We start from the raw sequence: 16,306 nt of genomic DNA on the forward strand, positions 1-16,306 counted from the left end.
GGCACGCTATGGCGTGCCTTTTTGCATTATGGCCTGAGGATTCAGGCCGGTTGCGCCAGATGCACGCGCGCCGCGTGGATCACCAGTTCAATCTCATCCAACAGCTCCAGCCACTCCGGCTCCAGTTCGTCGTTGGTGATGCCCTGGCGCAGCTGCCGCTCGAGGTAGAAACACAGCTGCTTGAGGCGCGGCACGCCGCTGTAGCTGCAGCTGCCGTGCAGCTTATGGACCAGGTCGAGGATCTCGTCGTCGTGTTGCCCTTCGAGCAGCGCCTGCACCCGTTCGCGCACCTGTGGCAGGAAATCGAGCAGCATTTGCAGCAGATCGCGCGCCAGATCCGGCTTATTGGCCGCCTGACGCAGCGCCAGCGGCCAGTCGAGCGACAGCGGCGCGTCGTCGGCGACGGCGTTTTCCATTTCGCCACTGTGATAGCGCGACAGCACGCGGGTCAGCATTTTCTCGTCGATCGGCTTGGCCAGGTAGTCGTCCATCCCGGCCTGAAGCAGGTGCTCGCGCTCGCCGCTGGCTGCATGGGCGGTGACGGCGACGATCGGCGTGGAGTTGTGGTGCGGCAACTGGCGGATCAGTTCGCTGGCGTGAATGCCGTCCATCTTCGGCATTTGAATGTCCATCAGGATCAGATCCAGCACGTTGTTGCGCGCCAGCGCCAGCGCTTCCTCACCGCTCTCGCACAGCAGCGTTTTTTCCACCTGTTCGCCCAGCAGCGTGCCGATCAGCTTCAGGTTGGCCGGGTTGTCGTCGACCGCCATCACCGTCAGCGGCAGACGTTTACGCTCAGGCGGGGCGGCGAGCCGATCGGGCGTCTCCATTCTCAGCAGAGGGAACAGACGCGTGCTGGTGATCGGCTTGATCAGGCAGCCGAGCGCGCCTTGTTGTTTAAGCAGCTCGGCATCGATCTGCGCCTGGCACGGCAGCGCCAGAATGACCCTATCGGCCAGCTTCAGCGAGGCCAGCAATTTGTCCTGATGCTGCGCCATGTTGTCGCGGAACGGGATCGGCACGCCGGCCAGCAGGAAGTCATAGTGGCTTGGCGGCAACTGGCCCAGCGTCGGCGAGTGGGTGATCACCAGCTGCGTGACGCTGAGCATGTTGAGCGTCGCCTGCGCCGCCGTCGGGTTGGACTCGATATAGGCCAGCGTTTTGCCGTTCAGATCCGGCAGACTCGGCGCCAGCGACAGCATGCCCTCATTCAGATCCAGCGTGATATGGAACCAGAAGGTCGAGCCGCGGTTCAACTGGCTGTGGAAGCAGATATCGCCCCCCATCTCTTTCACCAGCTTTTGCGTGATCACCAGCCCCAGCCCGGTGCCGCCGTGGCGGCGGGAGATGCTGGCGTCCGCCTGGCGGAATGCCTGGAACAGCTGCGACTGCTGGCGTTCGGAGATGCCGATGCCGGTATCGTGGATCTGCACTTCCACTTCCACCCGGCGATCCAGCTGTTTGCGCAGCTCGACGCGAATGTCGATATTGCCGGTTTCGGTGAATTTGATGGCGTTGCCCAGCAGGTTGGTGATGATCTGCTGCAGGCGCAGCGAGTCGCCGATCACCTGCTCCGGCACGTCGTTGTGCACATCCAGCGTCAGCTCCAGGCCCTTGTCGTGGGCGCTGGGCGCCAGCAGCACCACCACTTCGTCCAGCGTTTCACGCAGGGCGAACGGAATATGCTCCAGCACCAGCTTGCCGGCCTCCAGCTTGGAGAAGTCCAGCACGTCGTTGATGATGGTCAGCAGGTTGTTGGCCGAGCGCTCGATGGTCTGCAAATAGTCGGTCTGGGTTGCGCTCAGATCGGTTTTCAGCATCTGGCGGGTGAAGCCGATCACGCCGTTGAGCGGAGTACGCAGCTCATGCGACATGTTGGCCAGAAATTCGGACTTGATGCGCGCCGCCTCCTGCGCACGTTTTTTCGCCAGATCCAGTTCGACGTTCTGGATCTCCATCTGCTCCAGCGTTTCGCGCAGGTCTGACGTGGCCTGATCGATGTTCTGCTGCATCTCTTCGTGATAGGCGGTAAGCGACATCGCCATCGAGTTGATGCCGTTTTTCAGCATGTGCAGCTCGCCGAGCATGTAGCCTTCCACGCGGCTGTCGAGCTGGCCGCGGCGGATGCGGTCGACGGTGTTCACCATATTGCGGATCGGGCCGGTCACGTCGCGCATCAGCCGGTAAGCGAACAGGATGGCGATACACATGCACAGCAGCAACAGCAGGGTAGAGACAAAGACCTCTTTATATTGCTGCAGCCGCACTGACTGCAGATCCAGCTCGATCGCCACATAGCCCAGGTTGTTGTCGGGATGGCTGCCGCCGTCGGCGGTTTCATCCGGATACTGGCTTTCCGACAGGATCGGCGTGCGCAGGATCAGCGAATCGCCGCGTCGGGTGAGCATCAGATCGGTGGGCAACGGCACGCCTTTCGGCAGCTGCAGCTGAGCGAAGTTGTGATGATAATTGGAGGTGACGAACAAATTGTTCTGCGCATCGAACACGGTGATCGAACGCACGATGTCCGAATGGCGGCGGTGCAACAGGCTGACCAACTGCCTGACCGATTCGCGGCTGCGGAACGTCATGCCGTACTCGCTGGCCACCGCCAGCGGCTCGATGATGCTGGCGCCGGCGTCGACCAGTTGTTCCTGCAGCTCGTTATAGCGGTGCACCACGAAGAAGGTGCTGAGCAGCAAACCAATCAGCAAGGTCGGTGCCAGAATCAGGATCATCATGCGCGCACGCAGGCTGTATTTGGTCATGGGATTCCAATGTGGGAGAATTGACAGCTGACACTAGCTTAATGAACCAGCACACAATCGACAAATATGGCGCAATTCTACTCTCCCAAACGCCGCGTGACGACCCGGCAGAGCTCACAAATCTTCACCGTGACGGTGAGCGATCTCGATCCTTTCGGCCAGGGCGTGGCGCGCCACGACGGCAAAGCGGTGTTCGTGCCGGGCGTATTGCCGGGCGAGCAGGCGGAAATCCAACTGACCGAAGACAAGCGTCAGTTCGCCAAAGGCAAGCTCAAACGCCTGCTGAGCCGCAGCCCGCAGCGGGTAGAACCGCGCTGCCCGCATTTCGGCGTGTGCGGCGGCTGCCAGCAGCAACATGCGGATGAGGCGCTGCAACAGCAGAGCAAGGCGGCGGCGCTGGTGCGCATGATCGCCCGCGAAACCGGAGTAACCCCGCAACAGGAACCGGTGATCGCCGGCCCGGAATACGGCTATCGCCGCCGCGCCCGCCTGAGCCTGGCATGGCAGCCGAAGCTGCAGCGCCTGATGATGGGCTTTCGGCAGGCGGCCTCCAGCGAGCTGGTGGCGGTGGAGCACTGCCCGGTGCTGCGGCCGGAGCTGGAGCAGCTGCTGGCGCCGGTGCGCGCCTGCCTGAGCGGGCTGCAGGCGGTGCGGCGGCTGGGGCATGTGGAGCTGGTGCTGGCGGATAACGGCCCGCTGCTGGTGCTGCGTCATCTCGACGCGCTGAAAGAGGCGGATCGGCAGGCGCTGTTGGCGTTTGGCGAGCGGGAAAAGGTCGCCGTTTATCTGGCGCCGGACAGCGAACGGGTGGAAAAACTGTGCGGTGAAACGCCGTATTATCAGGTTGACGGGCTACGCTTAGACTTCAGTCCGCGCGACTTTATTCAGGTCAATGACGTCGTAAACCAACAAATGGTGGCGCAGGCCCTTGAATGGCTCGACATTCAACCCAATGATCGGGTGCTGGACCTGTTCTGCGGCATGGGTAATTTCACCCTGCCGCTGGCGCGCCGCGCCGCCGCGGTGGTGGGCATCGAAGGTGTTGCCACGCTGGTAGCGAATGGGCAATATAATGCACATAAGAATAAGCTGAATAATGCGTCGTTCTTCCATGAGAATCTGGAGGACAACGTTGCGCGGCAACCTTGGGCAGCACAAGGGTTTGATAAGGTGATGCTGGATCCCGCCCGCGCTGGTGCGGCCGGGGTGATGTCACACATTGTAAAACTGGCGCCGGCGCGGGTGGTGTATGTTTCCTGTAACCCCACCACGCTGGCTCGCGACAGCAACGTGCTGTTGAACGCCGGTTATCGTCTTGCGCGCGTGCGGATGTTGGATATGTTTCCGCACACGGGGCATCTTGAATCAATGGCGCTGTTTATCAACGAGCGTGCGCCAGAGGTCGCTGCAAAGTAGGGAGAAGTTATGGTTGCGGTAAGAAGTGCACATCTGAATACGGCGGGTGAGTTCGCTCTTGATGAGTGGATCGCCGGCTTGGGGCTACCTAACCCGCAGTCATGTGAGCGATTGGCCGCAACCTGGCGTTATTGTGAGCAGCAGACCCAAAACCATCCTGACGCCTCGTTGCTGCTGTGGCGCGGCCTGGAGATGGTGGAAATTCTCTCGACGCTGAGCATGGACAATGACAGCATGCGCGCCGCGCTGCTGTTCCCGCTGGTGGACGCCGGCATCGTGCAGGAAGAGACCCTGACCGAAGCGTTCGGCAAGGGCATCGTCGCGCTGGTGCACGGCGTGCGTGACATGGACGCCATTCGCCAACTGAAAGCCACCCAAAACGACTCGATGGCCTCCGAACAGGTCGACAACGTGCGCCGCATGCTGTTGGCGATGGTGGAGGATTTCCGCTGCGTGGTCATCAAGCTGGCGGAGCGCATCGCCCACCTGCGTGAGGTGAAAGACGCGCCGGAAGACGAACGCGTGCTGGCGGCGAAAGAGTGTTCCAACATCTACGCCCCGCTGGCCAACCGGCTCGGCATCGGCCAGCTGAAGTGGGAGCTGGAGGATTTCTGCTTCCGCTACCTGCATCCGGAAGAATATAAGCGCATCGCCAAGCTGTTGCATGAGCGCCGCATCGATCGCGAACAGTTCATCGACGATTTCGTCGCCGGGCTGCGCGCCGAGATGGCCAACGAAGGCATTCGGGTGGAGATCTACGGCCGGCCGAAACACATCTACAGCATCTGGCGCAAGATGCAGAAAAAACACCTGGCGTTCGACGAACTGTTCGACGTGCGTGCGGTGCGCATCGTGGCGGAGCGCCTGCAGGATTGCTACGCGGCGTTGGGCATCGTGCATACCCACTTCCGCCATTTGCCGGATGAGTTCGACGACTACGTCGCTAACCCGAAACCGAACGGCTACCAGTCGATCCACACCGTGGTGCTGGGGCCGCGCGGCAAAACCGTAGAGATTCAGATCCGCACGCGCCAAATGCACGAAGACGCCGAACTGGGCGTGGCCGCGCACTGGAAGTACAAAGAGGGCGCAGGCGTGACCGTGCGCTCCGGCTACGAAGAACGCATCGCCTGGCTGCGCAAGCTGATCGCCTGGCAGGAAGAAATGGCGGACTCCGGCGAGATGCTCGACGAAGTGCGCAGCCAGGTGTTCGACGATCGGGTCTATGTATTTACCCCGAAAGGCGACGTGGTGGATCTGCCGGCCGGCTCCACGCCGCTCGATTTCGCCTACCACATTCACAGCGACGTCGGTCACCGCTGTATCGGCGCCAAGATCGGCGGCCGCATCGTGCCGTTTACCTATCAGCTGAAGATGGGCGATCAGATTGAGATCATCACCCAGAAACAGCCGAACCCGAGCCGCGACTGGCTGAACCCAAACCTGGGGTATGTCACCACCAGCCGCGGGCGCTCGAAGATCCACAACTGGTTCCGCAAGCAGGATCGCGACAAGAACATTCTCGCCGGCCGCCAGATGCTGGACAACGAACTGGAACACCTCGGCATCAGCCTGAAAGAGGCCGAAAAGCTGCTGATCCCGCGCTACAACATGAACTCGCTGGACGAGGTATTGGCGGCGATCGGCGGCGGGGACATTCGCCTGAACCAGATGGTGAATTACCTGCAGGGCAAGTTCAACAAGCCGAGCGCCGAAGAGCAGGATCGCGAGGCGCTGCGCCAGCTGGTGCAGCAGAAAGCGCCGCCGCCGGCTCGCAACAAGGACAACGGCCGAGTGGTGGTGGAGGGCGTGGGCAACCTGATGCACCACATTGCCCGCTGCTGCCAGCCGATCCCGGGCGACGACATCGTCGGTTTTATCACCCAGGGGCGCGGTATCTCGATCCACCGTGCGGACTGCGATCAGCTGGTCGATTTGCAATCGCACGCGCCGGAGCGCATCGTCGATGCGGTATGGGGTGAAAGCTACTCCAGCGGTTATTCGCTGGTGGTGCGCGTGATGGCCAACGATCGCAGCGGGTTGCTGCGCGACATTACCACCATTTTGGCCAACGAAAAGGTCAACGTGCTGGGGGTTGCCAGCCGCAGCGACACCAAGAAACAGTTGGCCACCATCGACATGGATATCGAAATCTACAACCAGCAGGTGCTGAGCCGGGTGCTGGCGAAGCTGAATCAGCTGCCGGACGTGATAGACGCCAAGCGTCTGCACGGCAACTAAGCTCACATCGCCTTTCGGGCCGTATGCGCCATCGATACGGCCCGAGAACCATGCATTCGGTGGGCGCTCCCATGCGCCCTCATTCTTTCTCAGAGATTTTTTATGACCCAATCCACTCCGCTGCAGCGCCTGCTGAACATCATGAAAACGCTGCGCGATCCCCAGGTCGGTTGCTCGTGGGACCGCAAGCAAACTTTCGCCACCATCGCGCCCTACACGCTGGAAGAGACTTACGAAGTGCTGGACGCCATCGAGCGGCAGGACTACGCCGATCTGCGCGACGAACTGGGCGATTTGCTGTTCCAGGTGGTGTTCTACGCCCAGATGGGGCAGGAACAGGGGCTGTTCGATTTCGATGAGGTGTGCACCGCCATCAGCGATAAGCTGGAGCGCCGTCACCCGCACATTTTCGGTGACGCCGAGGGTGGGGACAGCGAAGCCGTGGCCGCGCGCTGGGAGCAGCTCAAGGCCGGCGAGCGCGCCGAAAAAGCGCTGCACTCGGTGCTGGACGACATTCCGCAGGCGTTGCCGGCGCTGATGAAGGCGCACAAAATTCAAAAACGCTGCGCCTCGGTCGGCTTCGACTGGAACACCCTGGGGCCGGTGCTGGACAAAGTGTACGAAGAGATCGATGAAGTGATGCACGAAGCCCGCCAGGCGGTGGTCGATGAGAGCAAGCTGGAAGAGGAGATCGGCGATCTGCTGTTCGCCACGGTGAACCTGTCGCGCCATCTGGGGCACAAGGCGGAGAACGCGCTGCAGGCGGCGAACCGCAAGTTCGAGCGCCGCTTCCGCCAGGTGGAAGCGATCGTCCAGCAACGCGGGCTGCGGCTTGAAGACGCCACGCTGGAGCAGATGGAAGACGCCTGGCAGCAGGTGAAGAAATCTGAAATCTGATGCGCTTCCGGCGTTCATGGCGCCGGGGTGAACATGAAGGACGTTCCACGCAGACAAGGGAAGGTGGCGTCATGATCAAGAGGCTAATGCTTTTAGCCTGTTTTTTCCCCGGTTTCAGCACGGCGTCTCCTCCTGCTGATGTTGGGCGGCTGCGGTATGATGAACGCAGGCTGCCATTAGTCGATGTGCAGATCGATAACCGGTTACACACGCTCATGCTGGATACCGGCAGCGCAGAAGGGATACACCTTTATCAACACGATCTGGAGCGTCTGGTCGCGCAACCGAGTCTGAAGGCGGTGCAGCTGGCGCCTCGGCGGCTGAGAGATCTCTCTGGCGGTGAAAATCAGGTGTCTGCCTGGCGGATTAGTCGGCTGTTTATTGGCAATATCCCGTTTAACGACGTCGAAGCGGTGAGTTTTAAGCCCTGGGGACTCAGCCTGGGAAACGAGGTGCCGGTAAGTGAAGTGATGGGGCTTGGGTTGTTCCGCGATCGAAAGGTGCTGATGGACTTCGAAAACGACCGCTTGCAAATGTTGACTCATCTGCCTTCAGACATTGCAATATGGGCTTCATATCCATTCGAACAGACCGATGAGGGGCTGAGCGTGACGGCCTTCGTTGGCAATAAACCGTTGCGCCTGATTGTTGATACCGGCGCCAGCCATTCTCTTTTGTTTGCCGCAGGCTTGCCGGCTGGCCTCTTGTTTTCCGGCTGTCGCTCCATTGAGCCTGAGGCTGAGAACCTGGATTGCCGAGTGACCAGATTCACCTTGACCGATCGCCGGGGCCGGCATCACAACGATTTGGCCATCATTACCGAGGGCCCAACGTCTGAGGCGCTGGGTTTTGATGGTCTGCTGGGGATGGGCTTTATGCGGGGGCATCGTGTGATTGTTGATATGCCTGAACGCATGCTCTACATCAGTCGTTAATCCGATGCTCCTCGATCCCAGGCTAATTGGGTTTAGGGAAGCTGAACCGCCGCTACAATGTTGATCGACGACAAGGTTCACGAAAGCTGAAACGGTTAAGCTTGCAGTCAGGTCACAGGCGCATGGCTGCCGTCGGCAGCAAAAGGCCAACAAACTGAAATCTAAGGCGTTTTATCGCTCCTGAGGGGCGGTAAAAAGAAATTTTCTCCGCTAACTCTTTGTATTTCCTGGAGGGTTTTGGGCGCGCCGGCGGAGTAAACCCTGATGAACACGGGAGGGCGGCCGAGATGATGGACAGCAAAACGATCGTTTGTAGGTCAGGAGAGGTTCGGGTATACTACTTTCCCGTCCTGGTTCTTCCATCGTCTTTAAACCTAAACTCTCAGGTTCAGCATGACAACTAATTATATTTTTGTGACCGGCGGGGTCGTATCCTCTCTGGGTAAAGGCATTGCCGCAGCCTCTCTGGCGGCTATTCTTGAAGCCCGTGGCCTCAACGTTACCATCATGAAACTGGACCCGTACATCAACGTGGATCCGGGCACCATGAGCCCGATTCAGCATGGGGAAGTTTTCGTCACCGAAGACGGCGCAGAAACCGATCTGGATTTGGGTCACTACGAGCGCTTCATTCGCACCAAAATGTCGCGTCGCAACAACTTCACCACCGGCCGCATCTACTCCGACGTGCTGCGTAAAGAACGCCGCGGCGACTATCTGGGCGCGACCGTGCAGGTCATTCCGCACATCACCAACGCGATCAAAGAGCGCATCATCGAAGGCGGCGAAGGCCACGATGTGGTGCTGGTGGAAATCGGCGGCACCGTCGGCGATATCGAATCGCTGCCGTTCCTCGAAGCCATCCGTCAGATGGCGGTGGAAGTGGGCCGCGAGCACACGCTGTACATGCACCTGACGCTGGTGCCGTACATGGCGGCGGCGGGCGAAGTGAAAACCAAGCCGACCCAGCATTCCGTAAAAGAGCTGCTTTCCATCGGTATTCAGCCTGATGTGCTGATTTGCCGCTCCGATCGCGCGGTTCCTGCTAACGAACGCGCTAAAATCGCGCTTTTCTGCAACGTGCCGGAAAAAGCGGTTATCTCTCTGAAAGACGTTGATTCTATTTATAAAATCCCAGGCCTATTGAAATCTCAGGGGCTGGACGATTATATTTGTAAACGATTCAGCCTGAACGCGCCGGAAGCCAACCTGGCCGAATGGGAACAGGTGATCTACGAAGAAGCCAATCCGGGCGGCGAAGTGACCATCGGTATGGTCGGCAAATACGTTGAGCTGCCGGACGCTTACAAGTCGGTGATCGAAGCGCTGAAGCACGGCGGGCTGAAAAACCGTCTGACCGTGAACATCAAGCTGATCGACTCGCAGGACGTGGAAACCCGCGGCGTGGAAGTGCTGAAAGGGCTGGACGCGATCCTGATCCCGGGCGGCTTTGGCTATCGCGGCGTGGAAGGCAAAGTGATGACCGCACGCTATGCGCGCGAGAACAACATTCCTTATCTGGGCATTTGCCTGGGCATGCAGGTGGCGTTGATGGAGTTCGCTCGCAACGTGGCGGGGATGGAGAACGCCAACTCCACCGAGTTTATGCCAGACTGTAAGTACCCGGTGGTGGCGTTGATCACCGAATGGCGCGACGAAGACGGCAACGTCGAAGTGCGCAGCGAAGAAAGCGATTTGGGCGGCACGATGCGCGTAGGTGGCCAACAGTGCAACCTGAGCGACAACAGCCTGGTGCGCCAGCTGTACGGCGAACCGACCATTGTCGAGCGTCACCGTCACCGTTACGAAGTTAACAACATGCTGTTGAAGCAGATCGAAGCCGCAGGGCTGCGTGTCGCCGGTCGTTCCGCCGACAACAAGCTGGTCGAGATCATTGAACTGCCGAATCACCCGTGGTTTGTAGCCTGCCAGTTCCACCCGGAATTTACGTCTACGCCGCGTGATGGGCATCCGCTGTTCGCCGGCTTCGTGAAAGCCGCTGGCGAGCATCAGAAGCGCCAGGTGAAATAACATATTTGGTAGGCGGCGCGCGGTGAGAACCGCGCGCTGTTTGTCTGGAGTTTTAGTTTAACTTGTACTGAGGAAAACCTAATGTCCAAAATCGTTAAAGTCATCGGTCGTGAAATCATCGACTCCCGCGGTAACCCGACTGTTGAAGCCGAAGTTCATCTGGAAGGCGGTTTCGTCGGCCTGGCTGCTGCGCCGTCAGGTGCTTCTACCGGTTCCCGCGAAGCGCTGGAACTGCGTGACGGTGACAAGTCTCGTTTCCTGGGTAAAGGCGTACTGAAAGCCGTTGCTGCAGTAAACGGTCCGATTGCTCAGGCAGTACTGGGTAAAGATGCCAAAGACCAGGCGAACATCGACAAGATCATGATCGAGCTGGACGGCACCGAAAACAAATCCAACTTCGGCGCCAACGCCATTCTGGCGGTTTCCCTGGCAGCAGCGAAAGCGGCCGCAGCTTCTAAAGGCATGCCGCTGTACGAGCACATCGCTGAACTGAACGGCACCCCAGGCAAATTCTCCATGCCACTGCCGATGATGAACATCATCAACGGCGGCGAGCACGCTGACAACAACGTCGACATTCAGGAATTCATGATTCAGCCGGTTGGCGCGAAGACCCTGAAAGAAGCGGTACGCATCGGTTCCGAAGTGTTCCACCACCTGGCGAAAGTTCTGAAAGCCAAAGGCATGAACACCGCCGTGGGCGACGAAGGCGGCTACGCGCCAAACCTGGGTTCCAACGCCGAAGCGCTGGCGGTTATCGCTGAAGCGGTAAAAGCGGCGGGCTACGAGCTGGGCAAAGACGTCACTCTGGCGATGGACTGCGCGGCTTCCGAATTCTACAAAGACGGTAAATACGTGCTGGCCGGCGAAGGCAACAAAGCCTTCACTTCCGAAGAGTTCACTCACTTCCTGGAAGAGCTGACCAAACAGTACCCAATCGTGTCTATCGAAGACGGCCTGGATGAATCCGACTGGGCGGGCTTCGCTTACCAGACCAAAGTACTGGGCGACAAAATCCAGCTGGTTGGCGACGATCTGTTCGTGACCAACACCAAGATCCTGAAAGAAGGCATCGAGAAAGGCATCGCTAACTCCATCCTGATCAAGTTCAACCAGATCGGTTCTCTGACCGAAACCCTGGCAGCTATCAAGATGGCGAAAGACGCCGGTTACACTGCGGTGATCTCTCACCGTTCCGGTGAAACCGAAGACGCGACCATCGCTGACCTGGCGGTAGGGACTGCGGCTGGTCAGATCAAAACCGGTTCCATGAGCCGTTCTGACCGCGTTGCCAAGTACAACCAACTGATCCGTATCGAAGAAGCGCTGGGTGACCGTGCGCCGTTCAACGGCCTGAAAGAAGTTAAAGGCCAGTAAGTTCGACCGATTCGGTTGCTAAATAAAAACCCGCCGCGGCGGGTTTTTTTATGTTTTAAATTCGTGATGATTGTCATTTTAATAATAAGTTTTTTATTGAAAGCGTGGTTTTGTTTAACCCGATAATTTCATTAAAGATAGTAAACGCGATTATTTTATATTCCCATTTTGTTTGCTTTATAACTATTCGTTACTAGACTGCCAATAAGGCAGTTTATTTTCGCCGTTCTGCCGTAGACCTTGAACATCACCATACCTTAATACTGCCGGCTTGCTGGCCGGTTGAGCGAGGGCTTGATGCGACAACGAATCATCATTGTCGGCGGTGGAACCGGCGGCACCATCCTGGCCAATTTATTGGCTGCAAAATTACACCGGGAAATTATTAATAATAAAGTCGAGTTATTAATGATATCGGATTCACCGCTGCATTATTACAAACCGGCGTTTATGTATGTGGCATTCAATTCTTTTTTCAAGCAGGAGCTTACGCGCTCACAGCGGAGTTTATTGCGGCCTGAAATACAGTTTATTATTGATAAAGCGGAATCTTTCGATTTAAAACAGCGAAGTATAGCGACACAAAGCGGTAAATTTTATTCCTATGATTTTCTGGTTTTCGCCACCGGCTGCGTACCCTGGCCAGAGCGCATCGAAGGGTTGGCGCAGGCGGGCGATCATTTCTACCAGTATCAGGCCGCGCAGCAGTTGGCGCATAAGCTGGCGACGATCGAGAAAGGCCGCATTTTCATCACCGTGTCCTTCCCTGAAACGCCCAACGTGCCCCACCAGTGCGGCATCGCCCCGATCGAAACCACCCTGATGCTGGACGACTACCTGCGGCGGCGCGGCGTGCGCAAGGCGGTGGAGATCGTTTATACCTACCCAACCATTTCTCAACTGCTGCGTAACTGCCTGTTTTTACAGCGCCCGACCGGCGAAGCGTTGCCCGCCATTTTTGCCGCACGTGACATTCTCCACCAGCGTGGGTTTACCCTCAGCCGGGTAGACGCCCAACGTAACATCGCCTATTCCGCTGAGGGGGAAGAGCAGTCGTTCGACATTCTGATGGCAACGCCGCCGATTCGCGCAGTCGAAGCGGTGCGCAATACAGGGTTGAGCGAGAGTCAAAACGGTGAAGGCTGGCTGCCGACCGATCATCAAACGCTGCAGGTCTACGGCCAGCAGGGCGTGTATGTCATAGGCGATACCGTGGATTTGCCGGTCAGCAAGGCCGGCGGCTCTTGCCATAATCAGGCGCCGGTCATTGCCGACAACATCGTGGCGGAAATGCGGCTGGGCCAAACCGTGAGCCATTATGACGGCAAGGTGCAGGCGGTCGCGCAAATGGGGCTGAATGCCGGCATGCCGCTGGTGTACGACTACCGTCACGACGTGCTGCCGACGCCCGCCACCAAGGTGGGCGGCATGCTGCGCAATGGGTTTAACCGCGGCCTTTACTGGGCCACGGTAAGGGGGCTGATATGACGGAAAGCACGGTGCATGCGGCTGACCTGCAATCATTGGCGGCGTTGCTCGAGAAACTGCAGCCGCTGCTGGCGGGTGGCCGGTTGGATAACGTGGTCGATCTGTTGTCGCTGTTGTCGGACGTGGTGGATATTGCCGACAACGCGCTGGTGGAGAAATTAGCCGGCGTCTTTGAAGGTTTGGTGACCCTCGGCTGGGAAGGCGGAACGGCGCTGCAGATGGCGCACAGCGAGCTGCAGTTGAATCCACCACCGGCCAGTTTTCGCGCGCTGTACGCCTTGCTGAAGCAGCCGGATACCCTGCTGGGGTTAACGTTGCTGCTGCGTACTTTACAAATCATCGGCCAGCGCACGCGAGACAGTGCGTTGCCGTCAGCCCTGCCAGATGAATCGTCGAATTAAGCTTCACCCACTCAGGTAAGGAGTTGTGTTATGTCCGCTACAGCAGTTGGCCACGACTTTGCCACCCGGGCTATTCATTACGGCTACGATCCTCAGCGGTATCAGGGGGCACTGTCTCCGCCGGTGTTTATGAGCTCTACGTTTGCTTTTCCCACGGCGGAATACGGCGGCGCCTGCTTTGCCGGCACCGAGCCGGGGTACTTTTATTCGCGTATCGCCAACCCGACGTTAAACCTGCTCGAGCAACGCATCGCCAACCTGGAGGAAGGGGAAGCTGCGGTGGCGTTCGCTTCCGGTATGGGGGCGATCACCGCGTGTTGTTGGACGCTGCTCAGACCGGGTGATGAGCTGATTGTCGACGAAACCGTCTATGGTTGCACCTTCAGCTACTTTCATCATGGTCTGGCGCGCTTTGGCGTCAAGATAACCCACGTTGATCTGACCCGGCCGGAGCGGTTGGCGGCGGCCATTGGACCGCGTACCCGCCTGGTGTATTGCGAAACGCCGGCCAATCCCAATATGCGTTTGATCGATATCGCCGCCGTGGCGGAGATCGCCCATCGGCATCAGGCGCTGTTGCTGGTGGACAACACCTACTGTACGCCCTATCTGCAGCGGCCTTTGGCGCTAGGCGCCGATATCGTGGTGCACTCGGCGACCAAGTACCTCGGCGGGCATGGGGATCTCCTGGCCGGGATCGCGGTGACGCGTCAGGCGTTGGCCGAGGCGATCCGTCTGGAGGGGCTAAAGGACATGAATGGGGCGGTACTGTCGGCGCAGGATGCCGCGCTGGTGCTGCGTGGGATGAAAACCCTGCCGCTGCGCATGGATCGTCATTGCGATAATGCGCAGCGCCTGGCGGAGATGTTGGCGGAGCATCCGGCGGTCGAGCGGGTATATTACCCCGGCCTGGCGAACTTCCCGCAGCATGCGTTGGCGCAGCGGCAAATGGCGCGCCCCGGCGGCATGCTGGCGTTTGAGCTGCGGGGTGGCTTGCGTGCGGGCATTCGTTTCCTCAACGCGCTGCAGCTCATCTTGCGCGCGGTCAGCCTGGGCGATTGCGAAAGCCTGGCGCAGCACCCGGCCAGCATGACGCACTCGGCCTACACACCGGAAGAGCGGAAACGGCACCACATCAGCGAGGGGCTGGTGCGGCTGTCCGCCGGGCTGGAGGCGTTTGACGATCTGCAGGCGGATATCCTGCAGGCGTTGGCGCAGGCGCAATAAAAAACCCGCCGCAGCGGGTTTTAGCAGAAGCGAGCGTTACATCTGTTGCGTTGCTGCGGTCACCGGCGAACCGCCGCCTTTCTTGCGCACCCACAGCCAGTAAGCCACGGTGAGGAACGCGATCCACACCAGCCCGACGTACAGCGCGATGCGGCTCTCTTCGAAGTAGCCGAGCAGGCCGATGACGAACGCCATAAAGGCGGTCGCCAATGCCGGCGCGACCGGCCACCACGGCACCGGGAAGCTCAACTGACGCGTTTCTTCCGGCGACAGCGTGCGGCGCATGACGATCTGTGACAGCAGGATCATCAGCCACACCCAGACGGTGGCGAAGGTGGCGATCGAGGCGATGATCATGAAGACCTTCTCGGGGATCAGGTAGTTGAGCACCACCGCCAACAGCAGGGCGACCGACATCACCAGCACCGTCATCCACGGCACGCCGCTGGCGGTCAGTTTGGTGAAGCTGCGCGGCGCCTGGCCGTCCTGCGCCATGCCGTACATCATGCGGCCGGCGCCGAAGATATCGCTGTTGATGGCCGAAATGGCGGCGGTGATCACTACCACGTTCAGCACGTTGGCGGCGGAGCTGATGCCGAGGTTGCTGAAGATCTCAACGAACGGGCTGCCGTTCTGGCCGATGCTGTTCCACGGATAGATCGCCATCAGCACCGTCAGCGTCAGCACGTAAAACAGCAGGATGCGCACCGGCACGGCGTTGATCGCCTTCGGCAGCACTTTGGCGGGGTCTTTCGCCTCGCTGGCGGTGATGCCGATGATCTCGATGCCGCCGAAGGCGAACATCACTACCGCTAATGACGCGACCACGCCGCCGATGCCGTTAGGCATAAAGCCGCCGTGCTGCCACAGGTTGCTGATGCCGGTGGCGTGCTGGGCTTGCCCGAAACCGAACAGCATCACCGCCGCGCCGCCGACGATCATCGCCACGATGGCGGCGACCTTGACCAGCGACAGCCAGAACTCCAGCTCGCCGAAAACCTTGACGCTGCACAGGTTGAGCGCGCCGATAAACAGGATGATGCTGAGCACCCAAACCCACTGGGCGACGTCCGGGAACCACAGCCCCATATAGATGCCGAAGGCAGTGACGTCCGCCAGGGCGACGATCACCATTTCAAAGGTGTAGGTCCAGCCGGTAAGGAACCCGGCCAGCGGGCCGAGATAGTGGCTGGCGTAGTGGCCGAACGAGCCGGAGACCGGTTGGTGCACCGCCATTTCACCCAGCGCGCGCATCACCATGAACACCGCCGCGCCGCCTACCAGATAGGCCAGCAGCACCGCCGGGCCGGCCAGCTGAATGGCGCCGGCGGAGCCGTAGAACAGGCCGGTGCCGATCGCCGAGCCGAGAGCCATGAAACGGATATGTCGCGCGTTTAGTCCGCGTCTGAGTTGTGTTGTTTCGTTACGCATGTTGCTTCCCGTTAAGTGTTTGCCGAACAGGCACGCGCTGCCCGCGCCGGGTGGAACGCACCCGGCGGGGCAGAACAAACTGCGTGATTCAGTA

At 59.4% G+C, this 16,306-nt stretch carries 11 protein-coding genes; 9 read left to right on the forward strand and 2 right to left on the reverse strand.

What is annotated here, in order from left to right:
* Positions 1–41: 41 nt before the first annotated feature.
* A complete protein-coding gene (gene barA, locus ACOWVD_RS11065) occupies positions 42–2,768 on the reverse strand; it encodes a two-component sensor histidine kinase BarA (RefSeq protein WP_015376668.1) in 2,727 nt (908 codons plus the stop codon).
* A 66-nt stretch (positions 2,769–2,834) separates the two neighbouring features.
* Here barA and rlmD point away from each other — a divergent pair, with 66 nt between their 5' ends.
* The 9 genes from rlmD (at position 2,835) to ACOWVD_RS11110 (ending at position 14,781) form a co-directional block, all read left to right on the forward strand.
* Positions 2,835–4,184, forward strand: coding sequence for a 23S rRNA (uracil(1939)-C(5))-methyltransferase RlmD (rlmD, locus tag ACOWVD_RS11070; protein WP_044029673.1), 1,350 nt, complete (start codon positions 2,835–2,837; stop codon positions 4,182–4,184).
* A gap of 9 nt (positions 4,185–4,193) precedes the next feature.
* A complete protein-coding gene (gene relA / locus ACOWVD_RS11075; RefSeq protein ID WP_004932686.1) occupies positions 4,194–6,425 on the forward strand; it encodes a GTP diphosphokinase in 2,232 nt (743 codons plus the stop codon).
* A gap of 102 nt (positions 6,426–6,527) precedes the next feature.
* Positions 6,528–7,322, forward strand: a complete 795-nt coding sequence (gene mazG / locus ACOWVD_RS11080; protein WP_015376670.1) for a nucleoside triphosphate pyrophosphohydrolase — start codon at positions 6,528–6,530, stop codon at positions 7,320–7,322.
* 71 nt (positions 7,323–7,393) lie between these two features.
* Entirely contained in the window at positions 7,394–8,257 is an 864-nt protein-coding gene (locus ACOWVD_RS11085) for a hypothetical protein (RefSeq protein ID WP_049242067.1), read from the forward strand.
* A 393-nt stretch (positions 8,258–8,650) separates the two neighbouring features.
* Positions 8,651–10,288, forward strand: coding sequence for a glutamine hydrolyzing CTP synthase (pyrG, locus tag ACOWVD_RS11090; protein ID WP_004932674.1), 1,638 nt, complete (start codon positions 8,651–8,653; stop codon positions 10,286–10,288).
* A gap of 81 nt (positions 10,289–10,369) precedes the next feature.
* Complete coding sequence (gene eno / locus ACOWVD_RS11095) at positions 10,370–11,665, forward strand: phosphopyruvate hydratase (RefSeq protein WP_004932670.1); 1,296 nt, start codon at positions 10,370–10,372, stop codon at positions 11,663–11,665.
* Positions 11,666–11,962: 297 nt separating this feature from the next.
* Entirely contained in the window at positions 11,963–13,153 is a 1,191-nt protein-coding gene (locus ACOWVD_RS11100) for an NAD(P)/FAD-dependent oxidoreductase (protein ID WP_049242070.1), read from the forward strand.
* Entirely contained in the window at positions 13,150–13,554 is a 405-nt protein-coding gene (locus tag ACOWVD_RS11105) for a hypothetical protein (RefSeq protein ID WP_080286892.1), read from the forward strand. Before ACOWVD_RS11100 ends, ACOWVD_RS11105 begins: the two co-directional genes overlap by 4 nt.
* Positions 13,555–13,584: 30 nt before the next feature.
* A complete protein-coding gene (locus tag ACOWVD_RS11110; RefSeq protein ID WP_031300382.1) occupies positions 13,585–14,781 on the forward strand; it encodes a methionine gamma-lyase in 1,197 nt (398 codons plus the stop codon).
* 36 nt (positions 14,782–14,817) lie between these two features.
* On the opposite strand, the gene ACOWVD_RS11115 is transcribed toward ACOWVD_RS11110, so the two are convergent.
* Positions 14,818–16,212 (reverse strand): amino acid permease, encoded by a 1,395-nt coding sequence (locus tag ACOWVD_RS11115; protein ID WP_085337443.1) that lies wholly within the window; start codon positions 16,210–16,212, stop codon positions 14,818–14,820.
* Positions 16,213–16,306: the final 94 nt, after the last annotated feature.

Origin of the sequence: Serratia sp. SA088, assembly GCF_049065515.1 — a bacterium.
GTDB lineage: Bacteria > Pseudomonadota > Gammaproteobacteria > Enterobacterales > Enterobacteriaceae > Serratia > Serratia nematodiphila.